General features: G+C 52.0%; 15 protein-coding genes. 6 read left to right on the top strand and 9 right to left on the bottom strand.

Translation table 11 applies throughout. From position 1 onward, the window contains the following. Positions 1-46: 46 nt before the first annotated feature. The 3 genes from ACQ5ES_RS09415 to ACQ5ES_RS09405 all read right to left on the bottom strand — a co-directional run bounded on the left by ACQ5ES_RS09415 (position 47) and on the right by ACQ5ES_RS09405 (position 3656). A complete protein-coding gene (locus ACQ5ES_RS09415; protein WP_445016176.1) occupies positions 47-1168 on the bottom strand; it encodes an integrase catalytic domain-containing protein in 1122 nt (373 codons plus the stop codon). Positions 1169-1351: 183 nt separating this feature from the next. Beyond that, a complete protein-coding gene (locus ACQ5ES_RS09410) occupies positions 1352-2995 on the bottom strand; it encodes a class I SAM-dependent methyltransferase (RefSeq protein ID WP_445016174.1) in 1644 nt (547 codons plus the stop codon). A 94-nt stretch (positions 2996-3089) separates the two neighbouring features. Continuing rightward, complete coding sequence (locus ACQ5ES_RS09405; RefSeq protein WP_445016172.1) at positions 3090-3656, bottom strand: hypothetical protein; 567 nt, start codon at positions 3654-3656, stop codon at positions 3090-3092. Between the two features lie 71 nt (positions 3657-3727). Between ACQ5ES_RS09405 and ACQ5ES_RS09400 the strand changes: the two genes are divergently transcribed. The 3 genes from ACQ5ES_RS09400 (at position 3728) to yjjJ (ending at position 5871) form a co-directional block, all read left to right on the top strand. Continuing rightward, positions 3728-3946: a DUF1653 domain-containing protein gene (locus ACQ5ES_RS09400; protein WP_445016170.1), complete on the top strand. Its 219-nt coding sequence runs from the start codon at positions 3728-3730 to the stop codon at positions 3944-3946. Then, a complete protein-coding gene (locus ACQ5ES_RS09395; RefSeq protein ID WP_445016168.1) occupies positions 3946-4365 on the top strand; it encodes an SgcJ/EcaC family oxidoreductase in 420 nt (139 codons plus the stop codon). Before ACQ5ES_RS09400 ends, ACQ5ES_RS09395 begins: the two co-directional genes overlap by 1 nt. A gap of 153 nt (positions 4366-4518) precedes the next feature. After that, positions 4519-5871: a type II toxin-antitoxin system HipA family toxin YjjJ gene (gene yjjJ, locus ACQ5ES_RS09390; protein ID WP_445016166.1), complete on the top strand. Its 1353-nt coding sequence runs from the start codon at positions 4519-4521 to the stop codon at positions 5869-5871. A 16-nt stretch (positions 5872-5887) separates the two neighbouring features. Here yjjJ and ACQ5ES_RS09385 read toward each other — a convergent pair whose 3' ends face one another. Together ACQ5ES_RS09385 and ACQ5ES_RS09380 are read right to left on the bottom strand one after the other, a co-directional pair. Continuing rightward, positions 5888-7861: a serine hydrolase domain-containing protein gene (locus tag ACQ5ES_RS09385; protein ID WP_445016164.1), complete on the bottom strand. Its 1974-nt coding sequence runs from the start codon at positions 7859-7861 to the stop codon at positions 5888-5890. 17 nt (positions 7862-7878) lie between these two features. Beyond that, positions 7879-9423: an amidohydrolase family protein gene (locus ACQ5ES_RS09380; RefSeq protein WP_445016162.1), complete on the bottom strand. Its 1545-nt coding sequence runs from the start codon at positions 9421-9423 to the stop codon at positions 7879-7881. Between the two features lie 222 nt (positions 9424-9645). Here ACQ5ES_RS09380 and ACQ5ES_RS09375 point away from each other — a divergent pair, with 222 nt between their 5' ends. Then, positions 9646-10317, top strand: coding sequence for a GntR family transcriptional regulator (locus ACQ5ES_RS09375; RefSeq protein ID WP_445016160.1), 672 nt, complete (start codon positions 9646-9648; stop codon positions 10315-10317). Here ACQ5ES_RS09375 and ACQ5ES_RS09370 read toward each other — a convergent pair. From ACQ5ES_RS09370 to ACQ5ES_RS09360, 3 genes are read right to left on the bottom strand one after another with little or no spacing between them, the layout of a single operon-like run. Further along, positions 10271-11404, bottom strand: coding sequence for a hypothetical protein (locus ACQ5ES_RS09370; RefSeq protein WP_445016158.1), 1134 nt, complete (start codon positions 11402-11404; stop codon positions 10271-10273). The two genes, ACQ5ES_RS09375 and ACQ5ES_RS09370, sit on opposite strands and share 47 nt — an antisense overlap. Next, positions 11394-12440: an N-acetyltransferase DgcN family protein gene (locus tag ACQ5ES_RS09365; RefSeq protein ID WP_445016156.1), complete on the bottom strand. Its 1047-nt coding sequence runs from the start codon at positions 12438-12440 to the stop codon at positions 11394-11396. The genes ACQ5ES_RS09370 and ACQ5ES_RS09365 overlap by 11 nt, the downstream gene beginning before the upstream one ends. Before the next feature lie 22 nt (positions 12441-12462). Continuing rightward, entirely contained in the window at positions 12463-14727 is a 2265-nt protein-coding gene (locus ACQ5ES_RS09360; protein ID WP_445016154.1) for a TonB-dependent receptor, read from the bottom strand. Between the two features lie 166 nt (positions 14728-14893). Between ACQ5ES_RS09360 and ACQ5ES_RS09355 the strand changes: the two genes are divergently transcribed. Further along, positions 14894-15994, top strand: coding sequence for a mandelate racemase/muconate lactonizing enzyme family protein (locus ACQ5ES_RS09355; RefSeq protein ID WP_445016152.1), 1101 nt, complete (start codon positions 14894-14896; stop codon positions 15992-15994). Further along, the gene (locus tag ACQ5ES_RS09350) at positions 15991-17133 is read left to right on the top strand and encodes a DUF819 family protein (protein ID WP_445016150.1); all 1143 of its coding nucleotides are present in this window, start codon (positions 15991-15993) and stop codon (positions 17131-17133) included. Before ACQ5ES_RS09355 ends, ACQ5ES_RS09350 begins: the two co-directional genes overlap by 4 nt. Before the next feature lie 97 nt (positions 17134-17230). Here the strand turns inward: ACQ5ES_RS09350 and ACQ5ES_RS09345 are convergent, their stop codons facing one another. Next, positions 17231-17461, bottom strand: coding sequence for a helix-turn-helix domain-containing protein (locus tag ACQ5ES_RS09345; RefSeq protein ID WP_445016148.1), 231 nt, complete (start codon positions 17459-17461; stop codon positions 17231-17233). Between the last annotated feature and the right edge of the window lie 195 nt (positions 17462-17656).

The following is a 17656-nucleotide window of genomic DNA, read 5'->3' as shown; positions in this document are numbered from 1 at the left end:
TTAAGAGTATTATCCACAGACACACTAAAAATTCACTGGTCCTATTTTAAGGGATGCTTACAACCGGATCGAGTTGTAAGTACATTGCGGTCAAATCATCTTTGACGCCTTGCTTTACGTGCGGACTATTTAAAATACGTTGGTAAGGGGTCAATGCTTTGTCATATTGTTTCGCCACTTTGGCACCGGTACGTGTTTTTTTAAGTAGCTTTACTGATGGCTGAAAGAAGTTTACGTATTTCCGTAACACACTATAGAACTTCGCGAGAGCTGCCCACGCTTTAGGCCCCTCGAAGCGGTCGTAACCGACTAAGCGCCGAACAACTGAGCCGTTTTTCTCTTCGACAAAAGCCTGGTCATTCTTTTTATAAGCCCGTGAACGAGTAAATGTGATTTTGTTTGACTCACAGTAATCCAAAACTTCGTAATTAATAAATTCTGAGCCGCCGTCTGTATCAAGTCCCAACAGCGGAAACGGCATAAGAGAGCGAGCAACGCTAACGCCGTTGATGACATCCGCCGCACTTTTTCTTAACAACGGCATGCATTCAAGCCAACCGGTGCTTACGTCCACCATCACTAGTGAGTTAAGAAATGTGCCATTTGCATCATCTCCGCAGTGAGCAACTAAATCAACTTCATAAAACCCGGGAACTACGTCATTCCAGTCGGCGAAAGTTCGCACTTGAATTTTACTTTTTAAAAGAGCACCAGCCTTAGTTTGGCTCAATCCCTGAACTTGCCGAGAGCGTTCAGGTTGAAGTATTCGGTCAACAGTTGCAGCGCTCACTGTCATAAGCTTCTTTCGTATACCCTCTGATATTCGCAAGTGACCGTGTCGCTCCATGGCCGCAACCAAATCAGGTATAAAAGGAACAAATCGCTTTGAGCACACTTGATTCGCGGCATTCCAGACTTTAATGAGCACGTGGCGAAACTGATCATCATAAACCTGAGCCCCGGGTCGGGATTTAGGTTTTAGCGATACGATGTCGATTGGTGAACTCTTTTTGCACAACAGAACGAGCGCATATTTTCTGTCGTAACCGGTTGCCGCCACAAAACCATCGAGGATCTTGGTTTTTCCTGGGCGTTTTGCTGATAAGTACCGCTGCCGGATACTTAATAACATTTCCCGGCGAGCGGCAAGACTCATAGTAGTCGTCATAAATCACCTAATATCATTCCCGTAGAGTTTGATTTTAGATGAGGCAACCGAGCTTGCTAGGTTTGATTCTTAGTGAGTCAATGCGACCGGCCACCGTAATTGTCGCTTAATACATGAATGCCTCTCCTGTGTTGTGTCTGTTATATCGTCTACCATGGCGTGTATAAAGGTAATGCTCAAAGGCTACCAATCTTCCAGCTGTTGCAAATGTTTGATGCGATCGCGTTGCAGGGCGAGTGCTTCGAACACATCCGAGTAACTTTTATTGCGAGGCGACAGATTAGGTAAGGCGAAGTTGGCCTGAGTGAAGAACTCATTTTTGTAGTCCTCCCAGCCTTGTTGCCACCAGTGCACAATAAATTCGCGTGATTGCAGTAGCTTGTGATTGGTCGGTAGTTTATCCGATTTTGCTGCGTTGATGGCGGTTTTCGTCGGCAACAAATTCCACAAATCATTATTTGGCCAGCGGGCGAACGGGAAAGCATGATCAACGGCGTAGGCTCGGTGCCTGATCGCGCTGCCGGACCAGCAACAGTGCACCTGATCTTCGGTCAGCAATGCTTCGACACGCTTGCGTACGCGGTTGGTGGTGCGCTCGGGGTTTTCCCATCTCAGCGCGTTAAGGTAGTCGACCTGCGAAAATGAGCGCTGCAGATTAAGTGCGTAGCTCGCCATCAGATGGCTCCACTCATTAACGAGAGCCGGTTCAATCCAGACGCTGAAACGCGATAACGCGTCCCAGATACTGCGCGGGACGTAGAAGGCACCCAGTGACTTCAGGAAATCATAATCTAGTACGAGAGCCCCGCTGGGCTTGGGCGTGCGTCGCAATTCGACCTGGAAGACTTCGGTTTTGGTACCCGGCAAGGTGATGTATTTGGCGGGCATGTTCTTAATGGTCGCGGCGATATCTTTCAGGGTACGGTAGACGTTGTTGCTGGTGATAGGGTCGAAATAACAGGCGCCAATGTAAAAATCGTTAGCGGTGAAAGACTTTAAGGTCTGCCAGCCATCTTCTTTAACGAAACCAAGACCCTTGCTACTGCTGCTTTGTTGTATTTCGTATTGATCGAGTAACGGCTTATAAAGTTTCAACCAATAAAGCGCGACCAGGCCCATAGGCAGGGCCACAGTAGTCTCGGTTTGTTCCAGTACCGCACCGGGGTGTCCTTCGGCGATGCGCAATAAGGTACGCAGCAACGCAACTTTGTAGGTTGATGCCTTACTATCGTTGATCACGATATTACGAATCAGCGGAAATGCGCCGGTGCCGTCATCTGGCAAGGTGAGCAATACGGTTTGCCGTGATGAGGCATCATCGCGGTTGGCGAGCAGTTTGTAGGTCAGTCCCTGCTGCTGGGCGAATTGCGCGAGCTCATCTGCATGCTCCTCCGGACTATCGCTACCAGGCAGCGAGACGACCATTTTGCCGTTGGGCTTGAGTAGCGAGCTAAGTTTACGGAAACTGCGTTGCCGCGCGGACGATGGTACGTCCATCCATGCAGCGCCAAGCAAAACCAGATCGAATTTGGTTTGCAGTTTGTGGACATGGGTGAGTTCGGGCAGGCTGTCGTCCATCCAATGGATTGGTTGTCCCGCCCCATAGTGTTGAGATTGCTCGCGAATGCCGGCGTCAGATTCCACAGCGATGACGCTTAAACCTTTGCTGGCCAGATAGCGGGCATCGCGTCCTGAGCTCGCACCGAGATCAAGCACCATACCTTCCGATGGTACCTCTGTTAGCCAGTCACGCTGCGCCTCTTCGAAATCGAGACGGTCGACCAGGCTTTCCGAGTTCTGGTTGTAGTACTTTGTACTCTTTTTCATCTTGCGATGGCTTATTCTGTTGTGCGAGTAGTTCCCACTATAGTGACTTTCTTGCAGGATAGCATCATCCAGCCAGAGCCCTAGCCGGAGCCACTTATTGCTCGCCTAATACATCGTCAACGAAATCGTCTGCGCTCGAGTAGCTGCGCGGACCGTCGTTGCCGCGGCTGCCGTCTGCGCGCCAAAAGCCGACGACGCCGACAAAGTCTGCTTCACCTGCCATTTCGAGGGTGCGTTCGTAGGTGATGAACCTGAAGCCATCGCCATCCTGAATGATGAGCGCATAAAAGCATAGCGGCGAGGCAAAAGGTCGCGGAAAGTCGATCAATACGGCATTGTGGTCTGGCATCGGGGTGAAGCGCAGGGCTTGTGCGTACTCTTCGTCAATCATACCCGCCGCGGTTTCGCGGAGAAAAGCCTCATCGCCTTGCATTAAGTCGGCGAAGAATCTGCCATCAGAGTTGAAGGCCCATTCGGGCAGTAAACCATGCTGAAACTGATAGACCTGGGTAAATCGATCGGGCTCCTGTGCAACGGCGGCCTGAATGACGGTCTGTTGATCGGATTTTCTATTGGTCTCTGAGCGCGGTGTGGTTTGACTGGCGCAACCAGCGAGCAAGGTGGTAAAAATGATGAGGGCGGCAAAGGTCCATTTAGTCATGCGTTAAGTCCGTGTGTTGTGCGAGAATGCTTTCACTATAATAGCTAAATACTTTCAATGGAACGACTTCAATGATCAACGTAAAACCTGGAATCTATCGGCACTATAAAGGCTCTGAGTACGAGGTCATCGGCACTGTGCAGCATTCGGAAACGGAAGAATTGCTAGTGCTTTATCGCCCTCTGTACGGTGAGCGTAAGCTGTGGGTACGTCCGCTGGATATGTTTTTTGAGTCGGTGGTGGTTGATAGCGACGAAGTGCCCCGGTTTGAGTATTTGAGGGACGAGTAATGCGACATTTTCTGGCTCTGACGTTTCTGCTTTCTACTTCGCTCGTAGCGGCCCAAGCAGCTGAAGTTGATCGCGCCGCGCTGGTCGAGGACTTCGTTGCCGCCTTCAACGCGCAGGACTCAGCCGCGATGGCGCGCCTGGTTACGGACGACGTGCAGTGGTTATCAGTCAATGGCGATTCCGTAGCCGTAGAAACCGCAGGACGTGACGCTCTGGTTGCCGCCATGGATAGCTATTTTGCATCATGTGCTTCCTGTCGCAGCACGTTACTTGAGGTGCAGGTGTTAGGCTCGCGGGTGTCGGTAATTGAGCAGGCTTCGTGGCAGGTGGATGACGAACTGCGCGCGCAGTCGAGCATAGCAGTGTATGAGTTTGCTGAAGGCCGCATTGCGCGGGTGTACTATTTTGCCAGCGACTAAACACTTTACCTTATTCGTTGCATTATTAATTCTTTGAACATGTTTTATTTCTAACAAAGCCATATAAAACAATAAGAAATAATAATAGTTGCTATTTATTTTTTCTATGCAAAACTTATTACATAAAGCCCTTTTTATAGGTTTTAAAATAAGTTGGCTATAACATCAAATGACATATTATTAACACTTAAAGGTGAGGCCGCTTCAGCTAATGATATCGCGGCGCGCTTGCGAGTGGATGGGTCAACGGTAAGCCGGCACTTGAAAAAGCTAGGTGACCAGGTGTTGCCTGTAGGGAAAGGGAGATCTCGGCGTTATTTCGCACGTCGCGCTGTTGCAAATGAATCGGCAATTCCGATTTATCGTGTGACGCGAGAGGGTCATTGTGCGCAATTTGCTGTGATCTATCCTGTTTATCCACAAGAGCACTTTGTTGTCGAGTATCACCGTAGCGCCAATGACATTGAGTGGCGTGAATATGATGCGTTGCCGTGGTGGCTTTCCGATATGCGGCCACAGGGTTTCTTAGGGCGTCAGTTCGCCCAGCAGTTGGTGGAAAAGGGTCTGCAAGTGAGTGCAGATCCACGCGACTGGAATGAAAATGATGTGCTTAGTGTGCTCATCACTGAACCTCAGGATGCCGTAGGCAACTTGCTGATTGGTCAGCAGGCCTATACTCAGTGGCTGGAGGGCCCGCAGCTCCGGGACTCGAACTCTGCGCAGGTTGCCGAACACGCGGAACAGGTCGCGGCAGGGGTGCACTTTGATTCTTCCGTAAAAGGTGAACAGCCAAAGTTGGTGGCTGTGGTTGACGGTTCGCCGAGCATCGTTAAGTTTTCAGGGCGCGTGGGGCAGCCGGTGAACGTGGTCGCCCAGCGCTGGGCTGACTTACTGCGTTGTGAAGCGCATGCTGCGGTGGCCATGAATCGTGTTAAGCCGGATTTTGCCGCCGATAATCGTAGCTTCACTGTAGGTGAACGCACCTTCTTGCAATCAGTCCGGTTTGACCGGTTTGCTGCGGATGCAGAACGTTATGGGCGTGCTGGCGTGGTCTCGTTAGCGAGCCTCGACCTCGAGTTTGTCGGTGATGCGGGCTTAGCCTGGCCCTCTCTAGCGGTGCGACTACATCAGCAGAATGTAATCAGCGAACAAGCTATGGTTGACGCAGCAGTGGCGTGGGCCTTTGGTCAGCTTATTGCTAATAGTGACATGCATCATGGAAATTTATCGGTTTACCATGAGGGGATGCGTCCTTATGAACTGACACCTGTGTACGACATGTTGCCTATGCATTACGCGCCAAGCGCTGCAGGTGATTTGCGCAACAGGGTATGGAAGCCGCACATGGACGCTGGCGTACGCGCGGTGCATTGGCAGATGGCTGAAGCCATGGCTGAGGAATTCTGGCTGCGAGTAGCCGCGGATGATCTGATCAGTGATGAATTTAAAGCCCTTATGCTCGGGCAACAAAAAAGCTCCCGAATTTTCATCCGGGAGCTTTTGTAAGTACGTACTTTAAAGCTTAGCTGTAGTAGTTCCAGCCCAGCATGTTCCAGTAGTAGTAGAAGTAGCACATGAACACGCCTGCAAGTACTAACAAACCGTAGTAGATGCGACGGCCGATGGTGAAGGTTTCATCACCGAAGCGCTTCACGTAGCGGAACAATGCCCACAGGGTCAGCACAATGGCCAGTAACGGCAGTATCAGAGCTGCTTTCAGCAGGAATGGAATGCCGCTGAACAGGCTGTCACCAAAGGCAACAATGACAATCGCCAGCAGTACCACAAAGACCAGGTGTACGATGCTCATCAACAGCGTGCTGTAGGTCAGTGATTTGCTTGCTGCTGGACGTTGTTTGTAATCTTTACGCTTGTAGAACCAGCTCACAATCGAGTGCAGGAATAACAACAGCGCCAGACCTGGTAGCAGGTACTTGAACAAGCTGGTTTCAAACGTTGGCATGCGCTGCATACCCATAAATGGCAAGCTCTCGAAGTAGAAGGTATCGAGGCCATCGCCGGACCGGCTAGTGAAAACAATACGCTCGTCGCCATCGAGCTGGCGGAACAGGTTGTCACCCACTTCAACGAATTGACGCACGGCAAACGGACCGGTCACCAGCAAGGTATTGTTCTCGGTAGGTACGACGTCGATGCCGCCGCTCATCAGGCCGAACATTTTTTCGATGGTGCTTACGTTGCGACGCCAGAACGTCCACGAGCCTGCGTACTGGTCTGCGCGATCAGCAAAGTCGGACGGCGGTTCAATTGGCTCCACGTCTTGTGGGAAGAAGTGATCGTAAATCTGACCCACAAAATTACTGCGGGACTTGTTGCTCAACGTGTTCATGTACGACACGAAAATCCCGAGATTATTCTCTTTATCGATCGCCATATCAGTATGGAACTGCATGGTGTCGCCACCGTGGCCAATCACCCGGAAACCATTGTAGGTTTTTTCGTAGAAGCCATGCGCCATGCCATTTACCCGTGGATCAGCGGTAAACAGATCAGAGTGTGTTTGCTCCATCATTTCTGCGGACAGGATACGGTTACCGTTGAGTTCGCCGTTGTTCAGGTTCGCTTGCATGAACTTCGCCATGGCCAGGGCGCTGGCAGAAACTGCGCCGGCGGGACCAAAGGCGTTAATCATTTCGAACGGCTGCTCTTCCCACACGCCCAATTCACGCTCGTAACCACGGGTCATGAAAGGTTCAAGGTCATCCGGCAAAGGCTCAGCGAAGCTTGCGTATTGCATGTCCAGGGGATCAAACAGGTTCTCTTTGATGTACTGATTAAATGGCACGCCAGTCACGTTTTGCACAATCAAGCCAGCCAGTGCGGTGGCATAGTTCGAGTAAGACGAGACTTCGCCCGGCGGGTTGACCCGTTCAGGAATGTACTTGGCCATGGCTTCAGCAAGCTCGGGGCCTTTTTTGGGGTAATAATGAATCAAATACCCCAAGCCACCGTCTTCAAAGCCAGCAGTGTGCGACAAGACATGACGAAGAGTAATAGGTTTTTCATAAGTCGCTGGAATTTCGAAGTCCAGGTAGGTGTTCACGTCGGTGTCGAGGTCAAGGTTACCGCGTTCGACCTGCTGCATGACGGCTAACCAGGTGAAGAGCTTCGACGTTGAGCCTATGCGAAACAGCGAGGTTTCAGCATTGACTTCGATGCCTTCTTCAATGTCCTGCATACCGAAGCCGTTGGCGTACACCACTTTACCGTCTTTAACAACGGAAACGGTCACGGCTTGAATATCTTCCAGTGCCATTTGCGCTTCGATGGTGCCTTCAATATAGGCGCCAAGTCCCGGCAATGGGTCCTGTTGCGTTGCAACTTCAACAACCTCAGGTTCAGTGGTAGTGACTGGAGCAGGATCCTGCTCTGTTTCTTGTGCATAAAGTGGCGCACTTGCTCCGGCAATCAGTAGCGAAAGACTACAGAGCGCTGAGCGAAATGCATTGCCACGTTTCATGTGACCAAGCTGCATAATGTTCTCCTTTTTTGTTATTTGTTACGCACGGCCTGACCGGGGAGGGCTGAGGTATCAAGTAAGCCGTCCTCGATGACAAATTGTCCGTTGACAATAGAATGTTTTAAGCCCCTTGAGAGCTGTGCTGGTTTTGCATAAGTTGCCGCATCATCAAACTCCGGTAGTGAAAACACCACGATGTCGGCATCAGCGCCGACCTGAATTCGACCTTTGTGGCGCATTTGCGGAATAGCGTCTTGTAAAATTTTGGCGGGCAGGTAGCTGACTTTTGCAATCGCTTCACTCAGCGTGAGAACTTCCCGAACCGTCACATAGTCACTGACAAACCGCGCATAAGTTCCTGCACTGCGCGGATGAGACCACGCGTCTTCCGGTAGTGGCCAGACATCGTCCGCCACCGGTGTAGTGCCGAGTAACCAGCCACCGCCGTCGGAAGCAATTACGCCACCGGGCATGAGGACCGCTTGATCGATAAGCGCTTGCTCGTCCGGTTTCGATACGTCCAGAAAGTGAATAATGATATCGGTTTGTGGTGCTTCAGCTTGCAGCTGGGCAAATTCTTCTTCGCTTAAGCGCTTGCCATCGACGGCAAAATTGTTCGCGCTGATGCCGCCAATGCGTTCACGCCAACCTTCACCACGAAACATTGCGGCACCAATGGATGTGGCACCCGCACCATAGGGATAGGCTTCGGTTGAGAGTTTTACACCTTGCTCGCGGGCATTCAGAATCATCGGCCGGATCAGTTCGATATCTTTTAAGCTAATCGAATTTAAGTGCACGATGTGGGCATGTACCCCGGTACCTGCAGCCACACTGATGATTTCCTGAATCGCTTCAAATGAGCTTTGCGGCTCTGCCATCGACAGAAAGCGTGCATGGGTGAACGTCGGCACGCCTCGTTCAGCGGCAAGTTGATTAATACGGTAGTACTCTTTGTGGCCAGAGCCGGGTGCGTACCCAGTCAGAAAGCCAACGCCGAGACCGCCCTGGTCTAAGCCTTGCGCGACCAATTGTTCAATTTCCGCCAATTGCTCAGGGGTGGCGATGGTGTCCTGCCAGCCGTCCCGATTTAACGCCTGGGTGAACCAGTCGGCGTCGCTTGAAGGTTCAAGATCGAGCACAGCTGCAATGCGCGCGGTTAACCAGTTGACCGATGCACCATAGTTAATCGGCCGGCCTTCTTTAGCGCGAATGCTGTAGTACGCGTCAATTGGGAAGGCGCCGGACTCAAGCTCAAGGGCTGTAGTCACGCCATCAAAGGCTTGCACGCGGTTGGTGAGTATCGTTTGACCGTGGGCGTGCATATCAATGAAGCCAGGGCTGACGATAAGCCCGGTGACGTCAAGGGTGCGCGCACCGCTAAGTGGCTGTTCACTGACGGCAACTATTTTGCCGTTATCGATAGCGATCGTTCGAACCGCGTCGAGGCCTGTCTCCGGATCGATCACGCGCCCGCCATTGAGCACGATATCGTAGTCTGGCGTGGCCCAGCTGGGGCTTGAAATGCCTAAAAACAGCAGGGCAAGCACACTCAAGTGCTTGATAGGATGCCACATTGTATTTGTTCCTATGTTGTTATTGTTGATTAATTAACCATACCTAAAATCATTTGTACAGCCTTAATAATAAATAAACCTGTTATAAAGTGTGTTTTCATACAGAATGGCTGCGCTATTTCCGAAGAGCGGGTATATTATGACCGCCGGTTGTACTAAAATAGGGTTCGCTACGGCCGATTTAGCGCCTTACTGACGCCTTACTGAAGGAAACAGACACGTATGAGCAAGCACGATACCTCAGACCCTTACGGCATGATTATGGACGCCATTGTGACGCAAGCGTTGCCGCCCAGTCAGAAGGTTTCAGAAAACGTTCTGAGTGAAACTTTTGGCATCAGTCGCGCGATTGCCCGCAATATGATGGAGCGTCTGGTGGCGCAACACTTTTTGGTCACGTTATCGCAACGTGTCACCCAGGTGGCCCCGCTGACCTTACTGGAAATCCGCCAAAACTTTATGCTGCGCCGCATGCTGTTGCCTGAAGTCATATCGCTGGCTGGCGCTAAAGTCGATTTTGATCACATCGTCGAGCTGAACAGTAAGATTGCTGATTTGATGCAATCGACCGACAATGACGCTGCGCTCGAGCTGTTAAAGACCAACAAAGAGCTGAACCTTGCCTTATGCGAGCCGGTCGGTTACCCGCTGATGGTCGACTGGATTCGTCAGCTGGAAGACACCGCCATGCGTATTTACTGGCTCTATGTGAAGACCAAACAGTCCTATCCTTACTCCAGCGACCAGCAAAATATTATTATCGATGTGGTGCGCAGCGATGACAGCAAACGCATCCAGACCTGCATTACCGATATGATTGCGCAAACTGAAGAACGTGTACTGAACGCTATTTTTCAGAATAAGCAGTTTTATACTCAGGACTTGATTGTTTAATCACCCGCGCAAGACCCAGGGTAAGTAGTGGCACGATAACGACCGCAATATAAGCATACGAAAGCATGCCGTAGCCGCTGGCAATCAAGCCGATGATGCCGACGGCTTTGGCCAGATAGGTGGCCACGAAAACGAAGCCGATCGCAATAATGGCCCGGTAATACTGCGGGAAAGTCTTCTTACGAAGGCTAAAGCTATTGGCCACGCGCTCATTGACCGCATGGATCACCCCGGTGCCGGTCTCGATGAATGTGCCGAACAACATGACCTGGAAGATCACAAACAACCAGAGCAGGTTCAGCGTAGCGAGCACGTCAATAATGGGCACTGCCGCGGTGAGCGTACTGGGGTAGCCTGCCAGCAGTGTCAGGAACACGAAAATGCCGGGGATAATAGCGATCACCCCTGCGAGCGCGCCTGCGCCCAGCGCATGGCGGGAACGGCGAAATCTGGGTACGACAAAGAGCACTGCCGCTAACGCGTTAAGGTTGTAGGCAGCGTAGCGTACGCCATCCACGCCCCAGCTACCCACCACGTCGGCATCGCTGATACGTTGCATAATGTCGTCGCCATAGCGGCTAAAGGCAAGGGTGAACAGCACGATGTACGTCAGGTACAAAAGTGCAGACCAACCGACGAAGAAGCGTTCAATCCAGCGACTACCAAAAAAGGCGAGCGCGCCGACGCAGACCATCAGGGTAAGTACCCCAACGTTTGCTGGCACGCCCAGGAGTTGTTCAACAATCTCACCGGCTGCTGAGCCGATGACGGCTAAAACGAGCAGTGCGATCAGTAAATAAATGACTTCGAACAGCCACCAGAAGCGACCCAGCAAGGCCTGGAAGAAGGTGCGGTAATTGTAGCTTTGGGTCAGTCGCGCGAATTCGAACGCAATAGCAAGTATGACGCCCCACACAATACACGAAATGAGCATACCGACGAGACCGCCGGCAGCTCCGTGGACCAGGAAAAACTCTGCGATTTCACGGCCTGTGCCATAGCCACCGCCGACAATCACCGACTGGAAAATAAGTCCCGGTACTAAATAGATGCGGAACCAGTTAAACCAGCGTTGTTCACTTAGCATGGAGTTGACCCAGGGGTTGATGAAATTGCTCAAAGAGCGCCGTCACCAAAGCGTCGCACCCATCTACTAACGGGTCAACACAGGGCAACCCCAGTTCGGCTTGTATTTTGTCCAGGTAAGCACGTCTTGTGCGTGGCTCAAGAGACGAGGTGTTAATGCTAACCCCAATACAGCGCACATTTGGATTCACTATTCTGGCGCATTGCAGGTGCAGGTCGATGCAGTTCTGCAGTGCCGGCAACGGGTAACCCGGACAGGTGCTGACCCGCTCGCGGGCGACGTCATGGCAAAGCACTATAGCGTCGGGCTGCGAGCCGTGCAGCAAGCCCATACTGACTGCTGAAAACGACGGATTGAACAGTGACCCCTGGCCTTCAATGATGTCCCAGTGATCGGCTGCGTTGTCGGGCGAAATCAGCTCGGCTGCACCACTGACGAAGTCACTGACCACACTGTCAATGGGTAGACCCTCGCCGGCGATCATAATGCCGGTTTGTCCCGTAGCACGGAAGGTCGCATTGATGTGTTCGGCGTTAAGGGCACGGGTAAGCTCAAGCGCAGTGTACTTCTTGCCAACTGCGCAGTCAGTACCTACGGTAAGCAGGCGTAAGCCCTGGCGTTTACGGCCGGTGGCAATCGGCATTTCTTCAGTCACCTGACGCACATTGATGACGCGACCGGTGCCACGCGATTGTGCTTTTACCAAGTCTGGAATCGTGGCCAGATCAGTGTGCAGGCCGTTGATAATATCCATACCGTTCTCAAGTGCCTTGACGAATGTGGGTAGCCAGCTTGCCTGAATACTACCGCCCACTGGGGCAACGCCGATGACGAGGCTTTTGGCACCTTGTTCGAGCGCTTGTTCGAGGGTCAGATCGGCTAAGTTGAGATCAACTTTGCAGTTGCTTAGCCGGACTTGTCCCAGCACGTCTGGCTCGCACCATTTCGCCAATCCTGCCCCAGTTTTCGCCAACGTCTTATCCTGTATGTCACCTAAAAAGATGACATACGGGGACTTTATCTGAATTGTACTCATTGGCTTCCTACCTGTGGCGCGCTTAGAATGCGTAGCTGATCGACACACCCACTTTACGTGGCTCGAGCGGGATACCGGTTACGTCGACCATATCGGTACCAGGTACCATGGACGCGTTAAAGTAGGTATAAGCCCGTTCATCAAGTAAGTTATTGATATAAAGCGACGCCTGCCAGTTTTGCCACTCCAGACCCGTAGTAAAGTTAAGGGTTGTGTAGTCATCACTCTGCAGGTTTACGGCGGTGTTTTCAGTATTGCCGTCATCGTAAGCCGTGTTCATCTCGTCTTTGTAGCGCGCACTCAGTGTGACCCAGCCCGTGGTGCTGCTGTTTAACTGATAGTCGTAGAAGGCAGCTAGGTTGTAGGTCAATTTAGGTACTCGTACAACTTGTGCACCTTCGGCGCCAAATAAGCCAGGTTCGTCTTCGTTCAGGGTACTGTCAGCGTAGGCTGCACTGGCACGGAAGCCGAAGTTACGCGTTGCCTGATAGTCGAAGCTGCCCTCCCAACCGTTTACCGTGATGCCGCCTCTGGCATTTGCGCCAGTGGTAACGCCGTAGAAAGTTGCGGTGGCCTGGAAGTTGTCCCAGTCAATAGTATAAAGCGATGACTCGTAGTCTAAACGACCTTCAAGCGCACTACCTTTGATACCAATTTCATAACTCCACAAGTCGTCTTGCTCGACGATAGGTTGTGAGAGTGTTTCGCCGGTAAACGGATCCGCCACTGACAGGTTTGATGACGCTGGACGATAGCCACTGGCAACACGTGCGTACAATGAAGTTTCTTTTGATGGACGGTAGCGTGCGGCGAACAGGTAGGTTTCTACCGTTTCGTCAGCGGTTGGCATTTCGTCCAGAGTTGTGCCGCCGGCTAATGGACCTTCAGTTGCCCAAAGCAGGGATTGCTCAGTATTTGACACGCGCATGCCTGCGGTGATGTCAAAGTCGTCAGTGAAGTAGTACGTCGCGTTACCGAAAGCTGCGAGTTCTTCGTATTCACTTGGAAAACGTGCGTCGAGTGCTAAAAAGTCTTGTGGTTGACCCGTTAGGCGTTGCGCGTTGTTGGTTGATTCTTCGGTGTAGAATAAGCCCGCAATCCATTCCCACTTACCTTCGGTGGTCGAGGTGAGCTTGAGCTCATGAACGGTTTTATCGGATTCCACGTCGCGCGTGAGCGGTGCTTCGCTGACGCTGCCTGGCTCAAAGCCACCAATCATTTCGATGATAGGGCCATACAAATAGGCTACGTCGAGAGCGTTGACACTCTCATATTTCGCGTCGCTGCTGGTGAAGTCCAGCAGGAAGCTGTCGAATTCATAGGTGGCGCTGGCAGAAACTAACGTATGTTTCAGTTCGTCGTAGCCAAAAGAACCGTCTGAGGTCAACTCGCCGTAGGCTTCGTCTTTGTCGAGTGAAGCGATACGCACTGCCGAGCTCATGTTGAAAGAGGATTCCTGCTGCATAGCTTTAATGCGGATATCCAGGCGGTCGGTGGCGTTAATGTAAAGGTCTCCTGAGAAACCTTCTGAGTCTGAATCGTTGGCATTTTCTCTAATGACCGAACCGTCAGCTGGATCGACCTGGTCAACGTAACCGCCATGGTCCGACGTGAACGCAGCCAGCGTCAGGCCAACTTTACCTTCCACAATAGGGAAGCTATAGAAACCGCGGTAAAGCTGGTTCATGTCGCCGTCTTTGGTTTGAGAAACGTCGGCGGTGAACTTGCCGCGTCCTTCGAACAACTCAGGCTCGTTACTAATGTAGCGCACGGCTCCAGCCATGGCGGTAGCGCCAAACAGGGTGCCTTGCGGACCTTTAATGAGCTCGACGCGCTGCACGTCGCCAAGCAAGCCGTCAAAGTACAGTCGGCCACCGGCAGCAAAGCCGGAGTTACTGGTCAATGGCACGTCATCAACATAGATAGCGGTGACGGCAGTATCGTTTTGTTGAGCTACACCACGTGCAGCAATGGAGCCGCGGCCCTGTTGTCCGGTAAAGCTCTGGAAGCTGAATCCCGGAGCGGTTTCAACGACATCTGCAAGTGAGGTCATGCCGCGCTCAAGAAAGTCGTCCGGATCAGCGGCATAGACCGATGCAGGAACATCCTGAATCGATTGCACACGACGCGACGAAGTTACTTCGATGACTTCGACATTGTTCTGTGCACTTTCTTCTTGTTCGTTTGTTTCGCCTTGCTGTTGCGCCATCGCACTTATGGAAACGACCGACATACCATAGACAAGAACTCGAATGCTGCGGGTTAAGTAGTTGATTTTACTGTTCATAGCAAGCCTTCTCTCACCTTTTGTTATTTTTGTGGGGTAGAGGCACTTAGAGGCGCCTTCTTCGTTTGTTGATTAAACAATAATCAACGATTTTCTTCTTGTACAGCTTTATTTTTAATTAAGACGGATTTATAGTCGTTAAAACAATTTTTGAGCAGGTATAAAAATGAAAATAAGCGCTGTTAAGGTTTCTAAGCTCGATGTTGAGATGCATCAGGCGATTAAAACACCCATTGGAGAGATTTCTGCTGCACGTAATGTGGTCGTTTGTATCGAGACGTCCTGTGGCTTGGTGGGCTGGGGGGAAACCAGTCCGATGGCGGCCATTACCTATGATTCGCAAGCGAGTGCCTACGCGTTAGGTACAGAGATGGCGCCTTTATTGCTTGGCCAGTCGCCGGTGGCGCTGGAGTCGTGTCTGGCGTTGCTGCGGCGTTATTGTTCGCGGTCGAGCATATTGTGTGCTTTTGATATGGCGCTGTATGACCTGGCGGCCCAGGCCGCGGGTATGCCTTTGTACTCTTATTTAGGCGGCGGCGCACGCGCACTGCGTACGGACCACACCATTGGCAACCAGGAGACGGTGGATGAGACGGTGGCCATGGCCTTGCATTTGGTTGAGTCGGACTTTGACACCATTAAATTGAAAACCGGGCGACCTGGCACTTTGGATCTGGAGCATCTGTCTGCGGTGCGTGCTGCCGTTGGGCCTGATATTAGTTTACGCATTGACTGCAATCAGGGTTGGGATTATCCCCAGGCGCTGCGTTTGCTGCCGGCGTTGGCGGAGCTTGGCGTGGAGTATTTAGAGCAGCCGTTCCCGGTGTGGGATGTGGATAGCTTTGCGCGTTTGCGTGCGCGGGGCGTGTTGCCTTTGTGTGCGGACGAAAGTGTGTTTACCCATACGGATGCGATGCGCTTGCTACGTGCCGACGCGGTGGATTATTTGAATATTAAGTTGGTGAAGTCGGGTGGCTTGAATACTGCTTTGAAAATTAATTCGGTGGCGGAGGCTGCCGGGGTGCGTTGCATGATTGGCTGCTTTGGCGAGAGCCGGCTTGGCCTGACCGCAGCAGCACATCTGGCAATGGCGCGGCCGAATATTCACTTTATCGATCTGGACTCGGCGCTGCACTTCAGTGCTGATCCGGTGATTGGCGGCTTAACTTATGGTAGAGGCGGTGAGATTTCGCTGGGTTCTGGTATTGGCCTGGGGGCGTCGCTGGAGCCTGGTGCCCTGACAGATATGTTCGAGGTGTCGTCATGATTAGCGCCGATAACACCTTTGGGTTGTTGGCCTGTCTTCTGTTGTTAGTCTGGGTCGGATATATAAGTGAGAAGACCAAGTGGGGCGCTGCATTGTCAGCGCCTTTAATTATTCTGTTGCTGAGCTTTATAGTTGGAAATCTCGGCGTATTACCTCCTTCTGCACCTATTTATAGCGTTGTGCAGGGCGTGTTGGTGCCTTTGGCGATTCCGTTATTGTTGTTTAGTGCTGACTTACGTGTCGTGTTTCGCGAAAGCCGGCGTATGGTACTGGCCTTTGTTTTAGCGACTCTGTTTACCGTGATTGGTGCCCTGGTTGGTGTGAGCCTGGTCGATATGGGCAGTTTTGAGCCATCGCTGGTTGGTGTGTTGACCGCCAGTTACATCGGCGGCAGCGCCAATTTCGTTGCCACCGCCGAGGCCGTTGGCTTCGCTGACTCGTCGCTGTACACCGCAGCGCTCACTGCAGATGCCATGGGTGCCATCTTCTTTCTTACGCTGTTGATGGCTCTGCCTGCCATCCGCTTCGTCGCTAACAGGTTCCCGGAAACCGGGGCTGCATTAGCAGGGGCAGCCCCTACAGAAGGGGCTGCCCCTTTATCCCAAGAAGTGACCTCTGCCCCAGCTGAAGGCGGCGTGGTGTTTGCGCTATTGTTATCAGCCGCAGTATGCGCCGGGGGAGTGTTGATAGCCTCCTGGCTGCCAATCGAAGGTACTTTTATTATTTCGATAACGGTGCTGTCGTTGTTGATCGCTAATCTTGCACCTGCGCGCATGAAAGAGAGTATTCAATACGACTACCCGTTAGGGACGATTTTCATGTACGTCTTTTTCGCGACCATAGGCTTAGGAGCTGACCTTGGCAGCATCGCCGGAGCGGCTATACCTATTTTGCTGTTCCTGGTGATTCTGGTGCTGGTGCACATTGTATTGTTGGCCTGGTTAGGAGCGCGGTTCCGTTTCACCCTGGCTGAGATGATGATCGCCTCGAGCGCCTGCATTCTCGGACCTGCTGCCGCTGCCGCCCTGGCTGCCAGCAAAGGTTGGCGACACCTGGTCACGCCCGGCATGCTGGTCGGCGTCCTCGGCTACGCCGTCGCCACCTTCATCGGCGTCACCCTCACCAACCTCCTGCGCTAAAACAGAAGGGGCAGCCCCCCTACTTTTTAACGCGCATTATCACAAGGGGCAGCCCCCCTTCTTTTTAACACGCAATATCAGAAGGGGCTGCCCCTGCTTAATCCTCCCACAGCGAGCTTTCTTTCCTTTGCAGCAGCAATAGCTGCAGATCCAGTGCCTGGGTAATTCGCAGCAAGGTATCGATTCGACCGTCTCCCGAACTCTCGAAGTTCGAGATAACCGCCTGGGTGGTCTGCGCCTTCTCGGCCAGCTCTGTCTGCGACCAGCCCAAAGCCTTGCGCGCAGCCCGCACCGCAGCACCAATGTCTTCCGAATGATTGAGTCTCATAAGCCATTATATTGATAAGCGTATATTTAAATATACACAAAACAATATAAAACACAAAGAAGGGGCTGCCCCTTCTGCGGTAGGCAGAAAAAAAGAGAGGGGGCTGCCCCTTCTGCAGTGGTGGTAACTTTTCTTGGGTTAAGTAGTGACCTCTTATATTTAAAGGGTTAACCTAAGGTAGAAATCACGTTAAGA

The organism is Pseudidiomarina xizangensis (genome assembly GCF_052541995.1).
The sequence above is the reverse complement of the archived record's forward strand: the minus strand, read 5'-3'. Positions and strand labels throughout refer to the sequence as shown.

Coding starts and splice junctions, on each gene's coding strand:
- ACQ5ES_RS09350 (WP_445016150.1), top strand. CDS start 15,991: ATGATTAGCGCCGATAACACCTTTGGGTTGTTGGCCTGTCTTCTGTTG.
- ACQ5ES_RS09360 (WP_445016154.1), bottom strand. CDS start 14,727: ATGAACAGTAAAATCAACTACTTAACCCGCAGCATTCGAGTTCTTGTC.
- ACQ5ES_RS09400 (WP_445016170.1), top strand. CDS start 3,728: ATGATCAACGTAAAACCTGGAATCTATCGGCACTATAAAGGCTCTGAG.
- ACQ5ES_RS09415 (WP_445016176.1), bottom strand. CDS start 1,168: ATGACGACTACTATGAGTCTTGCCGCTCGCCGGGAAATGTTATTAAGT.
- ACQ5ES_RS09380 (WP_445016162.1), bottom strand. CDS start 9,423: ATGTGGCATCCTATCAAGCACTTGAGTGTGCTTGCCCTGCTGTTTTTA.
- ACQ5ES_RS09410 (WP_445016174.1), bottom strand. CDS start 2,995: ATGAAAAAGAGTACAAAGTACTACAACCAGAACTCGGAAAGCCTGGTC.
- ACQ5ES_RS09355 (WP_445016152.1), top strand. CDS start 14,894: ATGAAAATAAGCGCTGTTAAGGTTTCTAAGCTCGATGTTGAGATGCAT.
- ACQ5ES_RS09370 (WP_445016158.1), bottom strand. CDS start 11,404: ATGCTAAGTGAACAACGCTGGTTTAACTGGTTCCGCATCTATTTAGTA.
- ACQ5ES_RS09375 (WP_445016160.1), top strand. CDS start 9,646: ATGAGCAAGCACGATACCTCAGACCCTTACGGCATGATTATGGACGCC.
- ACQ5ES_RS09345 (WP_445016148.1), bottom strand. CDS start 17,461: ATGAGACTCAATCATTCGGAAGACATTGGTGCTGCGGTGCGGGCTGCG.
- ACQ5ES_RS09365 (WP_445016156.1), bottom strand. CDS start 12,440: ATGAGTACAATTCAGATAAAGTCCCCGTATGTCATCTTTTTAGGTGAC.
- ACQ5ES_RS09385 (WP_445016164.1), bottom strand. CDS start 7,861: ATGCAGCTTGGTCACATGAAACGTGGCAATGCATTTCGCTCAGCGCTC.
- ACQ5ES_RS09395 (WP_445016168.1), top strand. CDS start 3,946: ATGCGACATTTTCTGGCTCTGACGTTTCTGCTTTCTACTTCGCTCGTA.
- ACQ5ES_RS09405 (WP_445016172.1), bottom strand. CDS start 3,656: ATGACTAAATGGACCTTTGCCGCCCTCATCATTTTTACCACCTTGCTC.